Origin of the sequence: Xanthomonas sp. LMC-A-07 (assembly GCF_030208825.1) — a bacterium.
Taxonomy (GTDB): Bacteria; Pseudomonadota; Gammaproteobacteria; order Xanthomonadales; family Xanthomonadaceae; genus Xanthomonas; species Xanthomonas campestris.
The window spans coordinates 165,898-183,721 of record NZ_JARVTF010000008.1 but is presented as its reverse complement, the minus strand read 5'-3'; the positions used below and the strand labels follow the sequence as shown (position 1 = coordinate 183,721).

13 protein-coding genes are annotated in these 17,824 nt (G+C 66.1%); 6 read left to right on the top strand and 7 right to left on the bottom strand.

Annotation, left to right across the window (positions count from 1 at the left end; all coding sequences use genetic code 11):
• Positions 1-233 precede the first annotated feature (233 nt).
• On the top strand, positions 234-1,553 hold the full coding sequence (locus tag QRM89_RS08235) for an MFS transporter (protein WP_011038455.1): 1,320 nt from the start codon (positions 234-236) through the stop codon (positions 1,551-1,553).
• 139 nt (positions 1,554-1,692) lie between these two features.
• Here QRM89_RS08235 and QRM89_RS08230 read toward each other — a convergent pair whose 3' ends face one another.
• From QRM89_RS08230 to QRM89_RS08215, 4 genes are all read right to left on the bottom strand, one after another.
• Positions 1,693-2,724, bottom strand: coding sequence for a LacI family DNA-binding transcriptional regulator (locus QRM89_RS08230; protein ID WP_011038454.1), 1,032 nt, complete (start codon positions 2,722-2,724; stop codon positions 1,693-1,695).
• 366 nt (positions 2,725-3,090) lie between these two features.
• Positions 3,091-3,831, bottom strand: a complete 741-nt coding sequence (phbB, locus tag QRM89_RS08225) for an acetoacetyl-CoA reductase (RefSeq protein WP_103700313.1) — start codon at positions 3,829-3,831, stop codon at positions 3,091-3,093.
• Positions 3,832-3,953: 122 nt separating this feature from the next.
• Entirely contained in the window at positions 3,954-5,282 is a 1,329-nt protein-coding gene (locus tag QRM89_RS08220) for a CitMHS family transporter (protein WP_011038452.1), read from the bottom strand.
• A 224-nt stretch (positions 5,283-5,506) separates the two neighbouring features.
• Positions 5,507-6,700, bottom strand: coding sequence for an OprO/OprP family phosphate-selective porin (locus QRM89_RS08215; RefSeq protein ID WP_012437421.1), 1,194 nt, complete (start codon positions 6,698-6,700; stop codon positions 5,507-5,509).
• 237 nt (positions 6,701-6,937) lie between these two features.
• On the opposite strand from QRM89_RS08215, the gene QRM89_RS08210 reads away from it, so the two are divergent.
• From QRM89_RS08210 to QRM89_RS08195, 4 genes are all read left to right on the top strand, one after another.
• Positions 6,938-7,639 (top strand): response regulator transcription factor, encoded by a 702-nt coding sequence (locus tag QRM89_RS08210; protein WP_042596966.1) that lies wholly within the window; start codon positions 6,938-6,940, stop codon positions 7,637-7,639.
• A complete protein-coding gene (locus QRM89_RS08205; protein WP_228945258.1) occupies positions 7,632-9,017 on the top strand; it encodes a sensor histidine kinase in 1,386 nt (461 codons plus the stop codon). The genes QRM89_RS08210 and QRM89_RS08205 overlap by 8 nt, the downstream gene beginning before the upstream one ends.
• Positions 9,017-10,066, top strand: coding sequence for an ABC transporter substrate-binding protein (locus QRM89_RS08200; protein ID WP_285447754.1), 1,050 nt, complete (start codon positions 9,017-9,019; stop codon positions 10,064-10,066). The genes QRM89_RS08205 and QRM89_RS08200 overlap by 1 nt, the downstream gene beginning before the upstream one ends.
• Positions 10,067-10,372: 306 nt before the next feature.
• A complete protein-coding gene (locus tag QRM89_RS08195) occupies positions 10,373-11,011 on the top strand; it encodes a response regulator transcription factor (protein ID WP_011038447.1) in 639 nt (212 codons plus the stop codon).
• Positions 11,012-11,184: 173 nt separating this feature from the next.
• Here QRM89_RS08195 and QRM89_RS08190 read toward each other — a convergent pair whose 3' ends face one another.
• The 3 genes from QRM89_RS08190 to QRM89_RS08180 form a co-directional block, all read right to left on the bottom strand.
• Entirely contained in the window at positions 11,185-11,895 is a 711-nt protein-coding gene (locus QRM89_RS08190) for a DUF1460 domain-containing protein (protein ID WP_285447753.1), read from the bottom strand.
• Between the two features lie 260 nt (positions 11,896-12,155).
• A complete protein-coding gene (locus QRM89_RS08185; protein WP_285447752.1) occupies positions 12,156-14,801 on the bottom strand; it encodes a PAS-domain containing protein in 2,646 nt (881 codons plus the stop codon).
• Positions 14,802-14,916: 115 nt separating this feature from the next.
• Positions 14,917-16,086, bottom strand: a complete 1,170-nt coding sequence (locus QRM89_RS08180; RefSeq protein WP_042596957.1) for an OprO/OprP family phosphate-selective porin — start codon at positions 16,084-16,086, stop codon at positions 14,917-14,919.
• Between the two features lie 292 nt (positions 16,087-16,378).
• On the opposite strand from QRM89_RS08180, the gene QRM89_RS08175 reads away from it, so the two are divergent.
• The gene (locus QRM89_RS08175; RefSeq protein WP_011038444.1) at positions 16,379-17,725 is read left to right on the top strand and encodes a dicarboxylate/amino acid:cation symporter; all 1,347 of its coding nucleotides are present in this window, start codon (positions 16,379-16,381) and stop codon (positions 17,723-17,725) included.
• Positions 17,726-17,824 lie beyond the last annotated feature (99 nt).

The following is a 17,824-nucleotide window of genomic DNA, read 5'->3' as shown; positions in this document are numbered from 1 at the left end:
GACGCCCTGCGTCGTCCCCTCCCAGGGATGGCCGGGTGGCCTGCAGTGCGAGCGGAGTGATACGCCCTAATGCAATCGATTGCAATCCTGCGTCGCAACATTTGTTGCAATAATGAAAGAGGGCAAAGCGGTGTTAGCTTCTGTGCTGCGGCGCAGCGTTACAATCGATTGCAAAGCGACCAGGGTAGAGTGCGCTGCGGCCACTGGGAGCCGCACCGATGCCTGGACCCTGCATGTCGTCGACCGCTCCTCCGCTTTCCTTCGCACGCATCCTGGCCCTCAATGCCGGGTTCTTCGGTGTGCAATACAGCTTCGGGCTGCAACAGAGCAACATGAGCCCGATCTACAACTACCTGGGTGCCGACCACGCCAGCCTGCCGTACCTGTGGCTGGCCGGGCCGATCACCGGCCTGGTGCTGCAGCCGTTCGTCGGCGCCTTGAGCGATCGCTCGGTGACGCGCTGGGGCCGGCGCATGCCCTACATGGTGCTCGGCGCGTTGGTGTGCAGCCTGTGCCTGCTGGCGATGCCTTTCAGTACCGCATTGTGGATGGCGGTCTGCCTGCTGTGGGTGCTGGACGCCGCCAATAACGTCGCGATGGAGCCGTACCGCGCCCTGGTCAGCGACGTGCTGGCGCCACCGCAGCGGCCGTTGGGGTATCTCACCCAGAGCGCCTTCACCGGGCTGGCGCAGACGCTGGCCTATCTCACCCCGCCGTTGCTGGTGTGGTTCGGCATGAGCCAGGACGCGGCCAATGCGCACCACATCCCGTACGTGACCATTGCTGCGTTCGTGATCGGTGCCGGCTTTTCGGCCGCCTCGATCCTGCTCACTGCGCGCAGCGTGCGCGAGCCGGTGGTGCCTGCGGCGGAGATCGCGCGTATGCGCAAGGCCGGTACCGGGCTGGGCGCCACGCTGCGCGAAATCGGCAGCGCGCTGCGCGACATGCCACCGACCATGCGCCAGCTGGCGCCGGTGATGCTGTTTCAGTGGTATGCGATCTTCAGCTACTGGCAGTACATCGTGCTGTCGCTGTCGACCACCTTGTTCGGCACCACCGAGGCGAACTCGCACGGCTTCCGCGAGGCCGGGCTGGTCAACGGGCAGATCGGCGGTTTCTATAATTTCATCGCGTTTCTGGCGGCTTTTGCGATGGTGCCGGTGGTGCGGCGCGTCGGCCCCAAGTACACGCACGCGGCCTGCCTGCTGGCGGCTGGCGTGGGCATGTGGGTGTTGCCGGGCATCGAGAACCGTTGGTTGTTGCTGCTGCCGATGATCGGTATTGGCCTGGCCTGGGCCAGCATGATGGGCAACCCCTACCTGATGCTGGCCGACAGCATTCCGCCCGAGCGCACCGGCGTGTACATGGGCCTGTTCAACCTGTTCATCGTGCTGCCGATGCTGATCCAGATCGTGACCTTGCCGCTGTATTACGAACCGCTGCTACACGGTGACCCACGCAACGTGATCCGCCTGGCCGGCGCACTGATGCTAGCGGCTGCGGTGGCCATGCTGTGCGTACGCATCCGCAAACCCAAGGCCGTGGCGGCCTAGTAGCCAGCAAGGTATCGCAACGTTTTGCCGCTAAAAAAAGCGGATTGCGGCACCAAGACCTTGCGCGCACTCCGTCCAGGACGCACGCTCTTACGATTCCCGATTCCCGATTCCCGATTCCCGATTCCCGATTCCCGAATCAAGCCGACTCGCGCACCACCAGCTTCACCGGCATCTCCACCGAGTCCACTGCTTCGCCGGCGATCAATGCCAGCAGCCGGTCCACCAGCAAGCGTGCGGCCAGGCCCAGGTCCTGCTGCACGGTGGTCAGTGGCGGCTGGCTGTAGGCGGCCAGCGGAATATCGTCGAAGCCCACCAGCGAAATGTCCTGCGGCACGCGGTGGCCGGCTTCGACCAGGGCGCGGATCGCACCGACCGCAATCACGTCGGACGCGGCAAACAGTCCATCCGGCGCGTCGGTCTTCTTGAGCATGGCGCGGGTGAGCCGGTAGGCGTCCTCGCTGAGGAAGTGGCTGCGCGCGTGCAGGCGCGTATCGAACTCCAGGCCATGTTGCTCCAGCGCCTGCCGGTAGCCGGCAAAGCGCGGCGCCACCTCGGGAAGCTGGTCGTCGCCCAGGAAGGCGATGCGCCGACGGCCGCTGGCGATCAGGTGCTCGGTGGCCAGTGCGCCGCCCTGGAAATTGTCGCTGCCCACGCTGATGTAGGACTGCCCGTCGATTCGGCTACCCCACACCGCCATCGGCAGGCCATCGCGTGCGGCCGCATCCAGCGCAGCATGTTCGGAGCTTTGCCCCAATACGATCACGCCATCGGAGCGGCTGCCGCGTGCGAGTTGTTCCACCCAGCCGTCCTGATGCCGATTGAGCTTGGACAACAGCATGCTGTAACCACGGCCGGTGAGTTCTTCGGCCAGCAGCGCGAGCATGGTCATCAGGAACGGGTCCGACAGCGGCTGGTCCAGCGCATGCATCATCGGCACCGCCACGCTCACCGTGTTGGAGCGCTTGGCGCGCAGGCTGCGTGCCACCGGATCGACCTGATACCCCGCATCGGCGGCAATCTGCTTGATGTAGGCGCGGGTGCGCTCGGCCACCACCGGGCTGCCGGCCAGCGCACGCGACACGGTGGACTCGGACACGCCCGCCATGCGCGCGATGTCGGCCATCTGCGGGCGTGCAGCAGGAGTGGCGCGTTCGGGATGTTTGGCCATGGCACCGCACTGCGGAAAAGCCAGAGTGTAATCAGTTCGTGCACGCCACGTGTCGCGCAGGCCTTGCGGTGGCGGTCGCTTGCAGGGCATTTGCCGGTGCCACGCGGGCGCACAACGCTCGGCAAACAGCGGCTTGCTCAGGCATTGCAGCGTGTTGGCGCGGCGCCTGTGGGGGGTGATGCAGGGCATGAAACGGAGCGCGTCGGGCTGCGGTATGCAGTGGGATGGGATGCCAAACGTTGCTGCGTGCGCGGGAGGCGGCCGCGGCACGGGCGGCTTTACGCACTGCTGCGTTGCCAGTGCAGCGCTGCGCTGCGCGTGATGGATGCCAGCCTCCACGCAGCAGCGCCGCACGTGCATGGCGCTTTAGCCCATGTACAAACCGCCGTTGACCGCGTAGTCCGCGCCGGTCACATACGCGGCGTCGTCGGAGGCCAGCCATGCGCACAGACCGGCCACTTCGGCCGGTTTGCCGAGCCGGCGCACCGGCACCGAGGTGGCCAGGCGGTCCAGCACATCCGGTGGGAAATTGCTGATGGAAGCGCTGGCGATATAGCCGGGCGAAATGGTGTTGACGGTGACACCGCGCGAAGCCACTTCCTGCGCCAGCGCACGGCTGAACCCATGCATGGCCGCCTTGGCGGTGGCGAAGTTGATCTGCCCGATCTGGCCCTTGTGCGCGCTGACCGAGCCGATGTTGACGATGCGCCCCCAGCCGCGCGAGGTCATGCCATCCACCACCTGCTTGGTGATGTTGAACAGCGAATGCAGGTTGCTGGCAATCACCGCGTTCCAGTCGTCGCGGCTCATCTGGCGGAACAGCGTGTCGCGGCTGCCCCCGGCGTTGTTGACCAACACATCGATCTCGCCGACCTCCGCCTTGACCTTGGCAAACGCAGCCACGGTGGACTCCCAATCGGCGGCGTTGCCTTCGGAGGCAACGAAGTCGAACCCGAGCTCGCGTTGCTCACGCAGCCACGCTGATTTGCGCGGCGAATTGGGGCCGCACCCGGCCACCACCGTGTGCCCGGTGCGCGCCAGTTTCTGGCAGATCGCAGTACCCACACTGCCCATGCCACTGGTGACGTATGCGATGCGAAGCGTCATTGCTTGAACTCCTTCGGAGTTGGGATTCGGGATTGGGGATGACGGGATTCGTAACAGCAGGCGTTGGCGTTCGCTCTGGTTTTAGCGAATCCCCAATCCCGAATGCCGAATCCCTGCGGGCCTCAGCGCGCCAACGGAAACAAGCCAAACAGCAGCCCGCCGGCAAGCATCAGCATCGAAATCAGCACCGCCCATTTCAGGGTGAAGCGCTGGTGGTCGGCGAAATCGACCTTGGCCAGGCCGACCAGGAGATAGGTCGAGGGCACCAGGGGGCTGAGCAGATGCACGGGCTGGCCGGCCAGCGAGGCGCGCGCCATTTCCACGGGCGTGATGCCGTAATGGCCGGCGGCTTCGGACAGGATTGGCAGCACGCCGAAGTAGAACGCGTCGTTGGACATGAAGAACGTAAACGGCATGCTGACGATGGCGGTGATTACCGCCAGGTACGGACCCCAGCTGTCGGGAATCACCGCCAGGAAGCTGCGCGACATCGCTTCGACCATGCCGGTATTGGACAGGATGCCGGTGAAGATGCCGGCAGCGAAGATCAGCGACACCACCGACAACACATTGCCGGCGTGGTTGACCAGGCGGCGGCGCTGCTCGGCCAGGTTGGGGTAGTTGATCATCAGCGCCAGCGCGAAGCCGATCATGAACAACACCGGCATCGGCAGGATGCCCACCACTAGCGCGGCCATCAGCGCGAGGGTGAGCACCAGGTTCACCCACAGCAGCTTGGGCCGCTTCATGTCTTCGGTGTCTTCCACGCGCGGCAGGGCGTCGTTGTCGTCGGGCAGGCTGGTTTCCAGCCAGTTGCCATCGGCCGGCAGGCGCACCACGCCCAGGCGGCGACGCTCGCGCATGCCCAGCAGCCAGGCGAGTGCAATGATGCCGGCGATCGCCATCGCCATGGCCGGTACCAGCGGCACGAACACATCGGCCGGATCCACGTGCAATGCAGTGGCGGCGCGCGCGGTGGGGCCGCCCCACGGGGTGAGATTCATCACGCCGCTGGCCAGGATGGTGACGCAGGTGAGGTTAAGCGCGTTCATGCCCAGGCGCTGGTACAGCGGCAGCATCGCCGAGACGGTGATCATGTAGGTGGTGGAGCCGTCGCCATCGAGCGAGATCAGCATCGCCAGGATCGCCGTGCCCATGACGATCTTCAGCGGGTCGCCCTTGACCAGGCGCAGGATGCGGCCGACCAGTGGGTCGAACAGACCGGCATCGATCATCACCCCGAAATAGAGGATGGCGAACATCAGCATCACGCCGGTAGGCGCGATCTTCTTGATGCCGTCGAGCATCATCTCGTTGATGCCGGTGCCGAAGCCGCCGAGCAATGCGAACACGATCGGCACCGTGATCAGAGCCACCAGCGGCGACAACCGCTTGCTCATGATCAGGTACATGAAGGTGATCACCATTCCGAAACCGAGCGCGGTCAGCATGCGGGCAAATCCTTTGAGGCGTGCAGCGGGGGATAAGTGGAGCGCGCCATTGCGCCGGGCGCGCAGCAGCGAAGGTGGTGCACGCCATCGCTGGTGGCGGCTGACGTAACGGCGCTGTGGCTGTCATGCGGCAAAGTGCAGGCCACCGCATTGGCGGACGGCAGCGCACCGCTGCAGTGGCGGAGCGCAGACGCGGGATGACGCAGGGTAAAGATGCAGGCCACTCAGAAGTCGTACTGGAAGCGGCCGGTAACGGCCAACGTGTGATCGACCACCGCGTCCACCATGCGGTCACGGTTGCGGCTGTCGATCACATTGAGCATCACGCGCAGATTGGGCTTGAAGTACCAGTTGCCGCCCAGCGTCCACGACTGCGTGTTGGCGTCGATGAAGTTGGGTTGCCCATCCAGATGCTGGTCGCCGCGCATGTAGTCGTAACGCAGCGCCAGCTCGAATGCGCCGGACGGGCGGTTGGGCGTCTTGATGCGGCTGAAGCGGCCGGTCTTGCGGTCGTAGCCGCGCGACTCGCCGGTCACGAACCAGCTGACCAGGCCATAGCTGGCCAGCACCTTTGCATGCTGCGCGCCATCGTCGAGCAGGCCGCCGCTGAACTCGGTCTGCCACGACCATGGGCCGACCACTTCTGCATATTCCAGCGACCATTTGTCGAAGTCGGTATCGCGGCCATCGGCGAAGCGTGCCAGCGTGATGCGGCTGTTGTTGGCGAGATCGTTTTCCGGGCGCGGGCGGATCAGCAGCGGTGAGGCGCCGCCACTGCCGGGATGCGAATAGCGCTCATGCGCCAGCGACACGCCCAGATGGCGTAGCCGCGCGTCGCCCATTTCCGGTGCGAAGGTCAGACGCGTGCCCAGCGCACCGCCCTTGGTGGCCGAATTGTCGATGCTTTCCAGGCTGTAGGCGGCCGTGGACCAGGTGGCATCCGGGCGGCTGGTCTGCCAGGAAATCGCCTTGCGGTAGATCGGTGCCAGCGTGGTCGAGGCGTAGCCGCGTTCCAGGAACGGGCCATAGTTGGAGCCGGTCCGGTCGTCCAGCGAGAAGTACTGCTTGAACTGGCCCACGGTCAGCGTGCCGGCGGAGAACTTCTTGGCGATGTAGACATCGCGCGCCAGGATGCCGCGGCTGCCGGGTTCGTACTGCAGGCCGGCGAACTCCGCCTCGGCCTTGTAGTTGAACCCATAGAACTTGCCGGCCACGTCCAGCCAGACACGGCGGAACTGGGTGTCGTTGCGCTCGGGCGTGCCGCGTTCATCGTTGTCGAAGACGGTGAAATCCCAATGCACGCGCCCGCCCACTTCGGCGGTCACCGGGCCTTGGTCATCGGCCGCGTGTGCCGCCGGCGCCAGACAGATGGCCGCACAGGCGGTAATGGCGCGCAAGCGTAAGGTGTCGTTGATCACAGACCCTCCCAGGTACATGTGTGCAGCACAGGCAATCAATCGGCCGCAACCGCGTCACGGCGAGCTGGCTGCAGCCTAGTCCCGCGAAGCTGTCATGGACCTGTCGCGAGACGGGATTGGGGAATCGGGATTGGAGATTGGCAACGGCAAAGAAGCTTTTGTCCGCCTGGCCTGTTACCTTCCGGCCGCGGTCAACGCACTTGCGAATCCCTAATCCCGATTGCCGAATCCCCGCTCATGCGCCTGTTGCTCGTCGAAGACAACGCCGACCTTGCCGATGCCATCGTGCGGCGCATGCGCCGTAGCGGGCATGCGGTGGATTGGCAGCAGGACGGGTTGGCCGCGGCCAGCGTGTTGCGCTACCAGAGCTTTGATCTGGTGGTGCTGGATATCGGCTTGCCCAAGCTGGATGGATTGCGCGTGCTCGCCGGGATGCGTGAGCGTGGCGACACCACGCCGGTGCTGATGCTGACTGCGCGTGATGGCATCGAAGACCGCGTGCAGGCGCTGGATGTGGGGGCCGACGATTACCTGGGCAAGCCGTTCGACTTTCGTGAGTTCGAAGCGCGGTGCCGGGTGCTGCTGCGGCGCAATCGCGGCCAGGCCAGTGAGGTAGTGCAACTGGGCGCGTTCGTGTTCGACAACGCTGCGCACACCGTGAGCCTGGACGGGGTGGCGATCGAGTTGCCGAATCGCGAGTACCGGCTGCTGGAAATCCTGATCGGGCGGCTGGGCCAGGTGGTGGGCAAGGACGAGATCGGCAACGGGTTGTTCGGATTCGATGACGATGCCGGCCCCAATGCGATCGAGCTGTATGTGGGCCGGCTGCGCCGCAAGTTGATCGGTGCGCCGCTGCGCATCGTCACCGTGCGTGGCGCCGGCTACAAGCTGGAAGAAGCCGACCCGCAGGCGGTCGCCGAGGCCGGCAGCGATGGCTGAAGCCCAAGCGGTGGCGCCGTCGATCCGGCGCACGCTGCTGCTGTATCTGAGCAGCCTGTCGTTGCTGGGCGCGGTGGTGCTGTTCTTTGCCGCGCGCGATTACGGCGAGCGTGCGGCCAATCGCTCCTACGACCACCTGCTGGTGTCGTCGGCGTTGTCGATCATCGACAGCGTGGCGTTGGTGGGCGGCGATTGGCAGGTGGATCTGCCGTATGCCTCGCTCGACCTGCTGGGCATGGCGCCGGAAGACCGCGTGTTCTACCGCGTGTTCGATGCGCAGGGCCGCACCATCACCGGCGAAGACACCTTGCCGCTGCCGCCGCGCGCGCCCGATGGCGAGCGGCCGTTGTTGTTCGACGCAAACTACAGCGGTGAGCCGGTGCGCTTTGCGGTGGTGATGCACCGGGTGGCTTCGGACTCCGGGCAGGGCGAGGTGCGCGTGCAGGTGGGACAGACCCGCCGCGCGCGCGACGCGGTGGCGCGCGATGTGGTGCTCAACGCATTGGTGGCGATTGCAGTGCTGTCGCTGCTGGCGCTGGCGCTGGTGTGGATTGGCGTGTATCGCGCCTTGCGCCCGCTGCAACGCATCGAGCGCGATCTCTCGCGACGCGAGCCCTCCGATCTGAAACCGCTCACCGTGCCCGCACCGCAGGAAATGCAGTTGATGGTTGCCGCGCTCAACCGCTTCATGGCGCGGTTGTCGTCCAGCAACGAAACCCTGCGCGCGTTCATGGCCGAGGCCGCGCACCAGATGCGCACGCCGCTGGCCGCGTTGCGTGCGCAGGCGCAGCTGGCGATGGACGACGATGACCCGCGCGACATGCAGCGCAGCCTGGTGGCGATCGAGCGCAATGCCAGCCATATGAGCCGCCTGCTCAACCAGTTGCTCAGCGACGCCAGCGTGATCCATCGCGCCAATCTGCAGCGGTTTGCCACGGTCGACCTGGTGGAACTGCTGCACCAGGCGCTGCATGACGCGCTGCCACGTGGCGAGGAGGCGCCGCGCGTGCATCTGGCGATCGACCCGCAACCGGCGCTGCTGCGCGGCGATGCCTTGCTGCTGCGCGAAGCCTTGAAGAATCTCATCGATAACGCCTGCAAATACGGCGCCGGCGCGCCATTGCAGGTTGCGCTGACCAGCGACGGCCACCAGCATGTGCTGACCATCGCCGATCACGGCCCGGGCATTCCGCCGGCCGAAGCAGAGCGGGTGTTCGAGCGTTTTGTGCGCGGCCCGGATGCGCCGGCCGGTGGGGCGGGCCTGGGCCTGGCGATCGTCAAGCGCGTGGTCGAGGCGCACGGTGGGCGCATCGATCTGTCCAATCGCATTGGCGGCGGGTTGATTGCGTCATTGCATTTTCCCGGAGGCACGGCGTGATGCGCGTGGTGTGTGGTGTGGTGTTGCTGCTGCTGTGCGGCCTGGCCTGGGCAGCGCCCGGCGATGTACGGCGATTTCCGGCACAGGGCGCGGTGCAGGCGCAGCTGCGCGTGCAGGGCTCGACTGATCTGGAAGTGTTCGGCGCAGTGATCCAGGACTACCAGCGCTTGCATCCCGGCACCGAGGTGATCTACGAAGATGTGATTGCCTGGGACATCTACGAGCAGTATCTGCATCCGGCCGCCAATGCGCCGCAGGCGGATCTGCTGATCAGCGCCAGCATGGATCTGCAGACCAAGCTGGTGAACGATGGTCACGCGTTGACGCATCGCTCGGCGCAGACCGAAGCGCTGCCGGCCTGGGCGCAGTGGCGGCACGAAGTCTTCGGCATCAGCTACGAGCCGGTGGCCATCGTCTACAACACCAGCAAGCTCGTCGCCGCGCGGGTGCCGCGTACGCGCCGGCAGCTGCTCGCGTTGCTGCGTGCGCCCGATGCGCCGTTGCGCGGCAAGGTGGGCACCTACGATGCCGAGCGCAGCGGCGTGGGCTATCTGTTCGCCACCCAGGACGGGCAGGTGGGCAGCATTGCCGGCGCGTTGCTGGCCGCGCTGGGGGCAAACCAGGTGCGTCTGGAAGAACGTACCGGCACCTTGCTGGACCGCGTCAGCCGCGGCGAGTTGTTGCTGGCCTATAACGTGCTCGGCTCCTACGCACAGGCGCGTATCGATGCCGGTGCGCCGCTGGGCATCGTGCAGCCGCAGGACTACACGTTGGTGGCGCTGCGCACCGCGGTGATCCCCAAGACCGCGCCGCACGCGCCCGAGGCGCGCCGGTTCCTGGATTACCTGCTCTCGCCGCGCGGCCAGCAGGTGCTCTCGCGCGAGGCGCGGCTGATGCCGATCCTGCCGTCGGCCGGTGGTCGCGGTGGCTCGGCGCAGCCGCCGTTTCGACCGATTCCGCTCGGCCCGGGCCTGCTGGTCTATCTGGACAAGCTCAAGCGCCGGCAGTTTCTGGAAGCCTGGCGCGCGAGCACCCAGCCGCCGCGCTGAGGGTTGGCGGGGCGGGCCGACCTGTGTTTCATGGTGAAAACACGCATTGAACGGGCCGCTTGATCCCGGCGAGCCGGCCACATCACCACGATCCGCCCAATGATTGAGCAGCGCATGCGCGCCATGCAGGCGTTCGATGGATGCATTGTCTGCGCGTCTGCCATCTGAGAGGCGTGCGCGGAATCCAATGCACCGAGCGCATCGGCAGCGCGCCTGTCGCATGCCCGGGCCGTCCAGCTCCACGCACCAACCACCTACCGCGCAGCGCGGCGGGAAAGCGACGCAGCCATGTGCCAGACTTGGCGCATGGCCGATCTCACCATCCTCGTCGCCGACGACCACCCGTTGTTCCGTGCTGCCGTGATCCACGTGCTGCACCAGACCCTGCCCACTGCCGAAGTGGTGGAGGCCTCCAGCGCCACCACCTTGAGCGCGATGCTGCGCTCGCATCCGCAGGCCGAGCTGGTGCTGCTGGACCTGGCCATGCCGGGCGCGCGCGGCTTCTCCGCGCTGCTGCACGTGCGTGGCGAGCATCCGGACATTCCGGTGGTGGTGATTTCCTCCAACGACCACCCGCGGGTAATCCGGCGCGCGCAGCAGTTCGGCGCGGCCGGCTTCATTCCCAAATCCACCCCGGCCGAATCGATCGGCACCGCGGTGGCCAGCGTGCTCGATGGTGGCACCTGGTTCCCGCCGATGACCGCCGAGCGCTCCGAAGCCGACGCGCAACTGGCGGCCAAGCTCGCCCAGCTCACCCCGCAGCAATTTCGCGTGTTGCTGTGCCTGGCCGATGGCTTGTTGAACAAGCAGATTGCGCACGAACTGGGCCTGGCCGAGAACACCGTCAAGGTGCACGTCACCGCCATCCTGAAAAAGCTGGACTGCTACAGCCGCACCCAGGCGGCGGTGCTGGTCAAGGCGTTGGAGCCGGAAGGCGAGGGCTGAGCGCACTGCGCGTGTTGCAGGGCAGGTGGGCGCTCCGGATACAAGGCCTAAGCGGCTGCGTAGCTAGCTAGTCGCAAGGTGGCGCATGCACTGCTGCAACCGGCTATTACGCGGCAGCCAAGCTCATGCAGCCTGCGGATGCCACATCCTCTGCAGGTGCAAAACCCGCATCACTATTTGGCCCTGTAGACGATGATCCCCGGCGTTCTTGCCACATAGTCCAGGAACGGCGAATCCACCACCTTCTGGTTCTCCGCGCGCGAGGAGGCATTGCGCAGCATCGGGCCACGATCGGTCATGATGAAAAAGCCGACGTGGGTGACGTCCAGCCCGGCCAGCGGCGTGTAGATGCCGACGAAATCGCCGGTACGCAGTTGGCGGATCAGCGCCGCGTCGATGTGTGCGGTGGGGATGTAGGTGATGGCCCGTTCCACCACCGGCAGCCCGGGCAGGTAGTTGCTGCCATCGGCCTTGAGGTTGAGTTGTTTCACCACGGTGACACTGTCGGGGCTGACCGCTGCGGTGATGTCGGTGGCCAGCTCATAGGTGCGGTTGGCCCAGTCGCTGAAGAAGTGCTTGCGGTGGGTGAAGCTGACGATGCCGTCGACATAGCGGGTCAGCACCAGCTGATTGACGAAGTCCTGCTGCGAATAGGAGCGACGCGCGGCCTCGACATAGTCCAGGTAGGTGAAGCAGTCCAACCCGGTGAAGTCGATGATCAACTTTTCCGGCATGCTGGCCGAGCCCTGCAGGACGTGGTCGCGATACGGCGTTGCCAGAAATTGCGCGGACACCACATCGATCATGTGGCCGGTGCTGAGATGGCGGTGGCGTGCGACCTGATCCAGCACGGTGATCAGTTTGCCTGCCGTGTAGGGATCCATCTGCACGCGTGCTGATGACCCGGGCTGCGCAGCGGCCGGAGCGTCCTGCGCGTGCGCCGTGAATCCGCCTGCGCAGCTGACAATCAACAAGGACGTCAACAGAAGCAGCGTCGTCTTCATCATCGGGCGTCCACCTTGCAGGTGCGGAAGCACGATGATTCAGGCTAACGGCCAGTGCCTGACGTTGAAACGCGAAGTGGTGGTGCACGATCCGACCCGGCCAGGCAGCGGTGCCTGCACCTGTGCGTTGCCGCACAGACTCACCCGCGCCGCAACAGCATCTGCGTGACCAATGCGCGCAGCGCCGGCGGCCGGACCGGTTTGGACAGGAAGCCCCAGCCCGCTTCCAGCGCATGCTCGCGCAGGGCGGGGCTGGGTTCGGCGGTGACCAGGATGACGCGCGGTTCGCGCTGCCATTGCGCCACTAGTTGCGGCAGCAGCATCGGGCCGTAATGGTTGCCCATGCGTACGTCCAGCAGCAGCAGTTCCGGTGCATCGTCGGGGCTGGCCGCGGCCAGTGCGTCGTCGGGGCCGCCGGCAAAATCCACCCGGCATTCCCAGCGCTCCAGCAGTGCACGCGTGGCCTCGCACACGCGCGGGTCATCGTCCACGCACCACACCCGGCAGCCGTGCAGGATGGGGTCGTTGCCGTGTTCGTGCTGCAGCTGCGGCGTGCGCAGCGGCTGCACGATGGCCGCACGTTCGCCCAGCGGCACGCTGACCGAAAACACGCTGCCGCCGCCTAGGGTGGAGCGCAGGCCGATGCGATGCCCGAGCAGGCGGCCGATGCGCTCGACAATCGCCAGGCCCAGGCCCGCGCCACGGTCGTTGGCCACGCCGTCGTCGAGGCGGCGGAATTCTTCGAAGATTTCGTGCTGCAGCGCTTCGGGAATGCCCGGGCCCTGGTCGTGCACCTCGATGCGCAACCAGCCGCCACGCCGGCGGCACCCCAGCAGCACGCGGCCGCGCGGGGTGTAGCGGATCGCATTGGACAGGAAGTTCTGCAGGATGCGGCGCAACAGGGTTTCGTCGCTCAACACCACCGCCGAGGTGGGCACCCAGTCGAGCACCAGGCCGCGATCTTCGGCCAGGATGCCGAACTCGCGCGCCAGGGTGTCCAGCAGCGGACCGATCGCAAAATCGCGGACCTGGGTTTTCAGGCTGCCGGCTTCCAGGCGCGAGATGTCGAGCAGGCTGTTGAGGATGGCGTCCTGCGCCGCCAGTGCGCCGTCGATGTTGTCCACCAGTTGCGCACTGCCGGTGGCCTGCACCTGCCCACGCAACACCGAGACGAACATGCGCGCGGCATTGAGCGGCTGCAGCAGGTCGTGCACTGCCGATGCGACGAAGCGGGTCTTGTAGCGGTTTGCGCTTTCGGCCTCGCGCTTGGCCGCGGCCAGATCGCGCGTGCGCTCGGCCACGCGGTGCTCCAGCGCATCGGCCAGCGAGCGCAGTTCGCGCGCGGCGTTCTTGTAGGTGGTGATGTCGGCGTAGCTGGTGACAAAACCGCCATCGGGCAGCGGGTTGCCGCGGATTTCCAGCACCGTGCCGTCTTCTTTCTCACTCTCGCGCATATGCGGTTTGCCGCTGCGCAGATGGTTGAGGCGGCGTTCGATGGCGGCCTCGATCGGGCCGGGCCCGAGCAGGCCACGGCGCGCGTTGAAGCGGAACAGGTCTTCGATCGGCCGGCCGACCTGCAACAGCTCGGCGGGAAAGCGGAACAGTTCCACATAGCGCGAATTCCACGCCACCAGGTTCAGCGCCGCGTCGATGACCACAACGCCTTGCGGCAGATGTTCCAGGCTGCGACTCAGGCCAGTGTTGGCCTGTTGCGCCGCTGCCACCACGCCATCCTGAGCGGTGCGCAGTTCTTCAGCGTGCTGTTGCAACAGTGTTTCCAGCTCATGCCGGCTGCGCTGGCGCAAGGCCGACAGCCGGCTACGCTGCTGCACGAACAACCACAGCAACGCCAGCGCCAGCCACGCACCGGCCGCCGCGATGGCCGCCGCGCGGCCGGCGGCCGCACTGGCGCGGGTGTCGTGCAGCAGGTGCAGGCGCCAGCCGCTCTCGGGCACCTGCAGGGTCTGCCACAGCACCTGGCCGCTCAGTGGCGGCATCTGCACCTCCGCCAGCACACCGCCACTGCCGGTGGGTTCGATCACGCGGCGCTGCAACGGCAGCAGGCGTTGGCTGGCGTACTGGCGGGTGGCCTGCAGTTCGCGCCGGTCACGTTCGCTGAGCGGGGCGAGCATGCGGTAGCGCCACTGCGGGCGGCTGGCCAGGAACACCACATCGTGCGCGTCGGAGGCCAGCACGATGTCCGGGGTCTGCAGCCATTCGCGCTCCAGTGCCGCCAGCGCGATCTTGATCACCACCACGCCCTGCACCTGCCCGGCAGGGTCGCGGATGGCTTGTGACAGGAAGTAGCCCGGCTCGCCGGTGGTCAGGCCGATGCCGTAGAAGCTGCCGCTGCCACTGGCCAAGGCCTGTTGGTAATACGGGCGGAACGCATAATCCACGCCCACGTTGCTGCGCGCGCCGCGCCAGTTGCTGGCGGCCAGCGCGATGCCGTCGCGGTTGATCAGGGTCAGCGTGGAAGACTGGGTGACGTTGTTGGCGCGTTCGAGTTTGCGGTTGAGGCGTTCGACCTGGTCGGCCGACAACGGCGCGTCGACGGCCGCGCGCAGGTCCGGGTCCAGCGTCAGGATCTGCGGCAGGGTGCGGTAACGGTCGATGCGCTGCTGCAGGGCCTGCGCATACAGGCGCAACTGACGTTGCACCGTGGCACTTTCTTCGCGCAATGCGTTCTGTTCGACGAAGTAGCCAGCCGCGAACATGGCCACCAACATGCCGCCCAGCACGATGGACAAGGTGAACAGCAGGCGGCGGCGTTGCGAGGGATACATCGCACAAGTATGGCGGCGGTGGGCGCTGGGCGCAGCCACCGCACACACGACTGCGGCCGCGTCCCGAAGGAGGCGGCCGCAGGGTGACACGGGATGAGGCGTTAGCCGTGGGCGCTTAGAACATCACCTGCGCGCGCAGTTCCATCACGTGCGGGGTTTCATGCACGCCGTTGCGCGTGGCATCCACCCAGCTGTAGTTGGCCTGCACCTTGAAGTGGCTGGTGAGGTACCAGTTGGCGCCGATGGTGGTGTCGTGCTGGCGGCCGCCGCTGACGCGGTTGTCTTCCAGGTCCAGGCGGCTGTAGCGGGCGGTCAGCTCGACCGCGCCGTAGTCGTGGGCGGGCTTGATGTTGCCCGGCACACCGCCGGCATAGCTGCGCGATTCGCCGGTCAGCGACCAGGTGCCGTAGACGTACTGGCCCTGGGCGATGTAGTGCGGCTGGTTGGCGTTGCGCGCCACTTCGGCACGCAGCGCTTCGCTCTGCAGCGAGAACGGGCCGTGGATCCAGACCGCTTCCACGCCGGCGCGGATCACGTGGTCCACATCGAGGATGGTGCCGGTATCGATCAGGCGCACATCGGTCAAGCCGGCTTCCGGGCGGGCGCGCAGCCGCACGCGCGGGCTGAACGACACGCCGCGGCCGTCACTGAAACCACGCGGGTTTTCCACCGAGCCGGCCAGGCCCAGGTGCAGCACGTTGCCTTCGGCCTTGAACGGGGTCCACGCCGCATGCACGGCCTGGGTGGTGCCGGGGTTGTCGCCCTGCAGGTCCTGGCCGCCGTACGCGCCGGCCTGCAGCAGGTACTGCGGGCGCTCCAGGGTCCACTCCACGCCGGTCCGACGGCCCTGGAACACCGCCTGGATCGGCAGGCCCAGTTCCATGAAGCTGCCCGCACGCGAGCTCTGCACCGCTTCCAGGCCCACCGGCACCTTCATGTAGCCCAGGCGCACGCGGCCGTAGTCCTGGCCCAGCAGCGCCTTGGTTTCGAAGCGGAAGAACACGTCCAGCCACAGCTTGGTTTCGAAGTCGAAATACACCATGGCGTCGTAGACGCCCTTCTTCTTCAAGGTGGCGCCAAATTCCTTGCGGCGGAAATCGGTGCGGTCTTCCAGGCGGTCGTCGCCGGAGAAATTGTTGTCGTCGTAGGCGTAGTTGCCGGTCAGGCCGATTTCTGTGCCGTCACCGAAGGTGTACTTGGTGGGCCAGTTCTCGATCGAGGTGGCGGCATGGGCGGCGGGCGCGGCGGCGATAGCCAGCGCAAGAACGAGCGGATTGAGGCGCATAGGAATGATCTTCGGCGAGGAAAAGTAGGGGCCGGGCGTCCTGCCATGGCGAGCGCAATGAACAGCTTCATGAAACGCGCAGGGTCCGGGACGGCCAACAGCACAGAAAGTCGGTGTCTGCGTTAAACGGAATTAACGGCCGAGGGGCGCGTGGCTGAAGTGTAAGACCAGGTTCAGGCAACGCCCAGTGCGTAGTACCAATGGGTTATCGGCCCGGGCTGTGACGTGCGGCCAGAATGCCTGCACCGGGTGCCTGGCTCAGGCGCCCTCCAAGTTCCCTCGGAGTGGTGTCATGCACATCAGCAAGCCTGCCGGCCCCTTGCCGGCGCCTGTCCCCTTCTACCGCCAGTTGTATTTCCAGGTGGTGGTGGCGATCGTTCTTGGCGCCCTGCTGGGCCATTTCGAGCCGGCCTTCGCCGAAAGCCTCAAGCCACTCGGCGATGCCTTCATCAAGCTGGTGAAGATGATCATCGCGCCGGTGATCTTCCTGACCATCGTCACCGGCATCGCCGGCATGACCCACCTCAAGACGGTGGGCCGGGTCTTCGCCAAGTCGATGACCTACTTCCTGTTCTTCTCCACGCTGGCGCTGATCGTCGGCATGGTGGTGGCGCACGTGGTGCAGCCGGGCGCCGGCATGAACATCAACCCGGCCGAGCTGGACCAGAGCGCGGTCAACACCTACGTGCAGAAATCGCACGAGCTGAGCCTGGTCGGCTTTTTGATGGACATCATCCCGGCCACGCTGATCAGTGCGTTCGTCGATGGCAACATCCTGCAGGTGCTGTTCGTGGCGGTGCTGTTCGGCATCGCGCTGGCGCTGGTGGGCGAGCGTGGCCGCCCGGTGCTGAGCTTCCTGGAAGCGCTCACCGCCCCGGTGTTCCGTCTGGTGCACATGCTGATGAAGGCCGCGCCGATCGGTGCATTCGGTGCAATCGCCTTCACCATCGGCAAATACGGCGTGGAATCGCTGGTCAATCTGGCCTGGCTGGTGGGCTCGTTTTACCTGACCTCGCTGTTCTTCGTGCTGGTGATCCTGGGCATCGTCTGCCGTCTGTGCGGCTTTTCGGTGCTCAAGCTGATCCGCTACCTCAAGGCCGAGCTGCTGCTGGTGCTGGGCACCTCTTCGTCGGAGTCGGCATTGCCGTCGCTGATGGAGAAGATGGAAAAGGCCGGCTGCGAGAAGTCGGTGGTGGGCCTGGTCGTGCCGACCGGCTACTCGTTCAACCTGGACGGCACCAACATCTACATGACCCTGGCGGCGCTGTTCATCGCCCAGGCCACCAATGTCGATCTCACCCTGGGCCAGCAGATCACCTTGCTGGCGGTGGCGATGCTCAGCTCCAAGGGCGCGGCCGGCGTGACCGGCGCAGGCTTCATTACGCTTGCGGCCACGCTGTCGGTGGTGCCGGATGTGCCGGTGGCCGGCATGGCGCTGATCCTGGGCGTGGATCGTTTCATGAGCGAGTGCCGCTCGCTGACCAACTTCATCGGCAATGCAGTGGCCACGGTGGTGGTCTCGCGTTGGGAAAATGCGCTGGACCGCGACCAGTTGAGCCTGGCACTGGATGGCCGTGCGCCGCCGCTGCAGGCACCGGTGCCGCCGCCGGACGCAGTTGCGCCGGTCAGCGCACGCTGATGCTTCCTACGGCCCTGTATTCCGCTGGTATCCCGGCGGGATGCAGGGCCGTTTTTGCATTGCAGCAACCGATCTTCCTGCCGCGCTGACAGCTGCGCG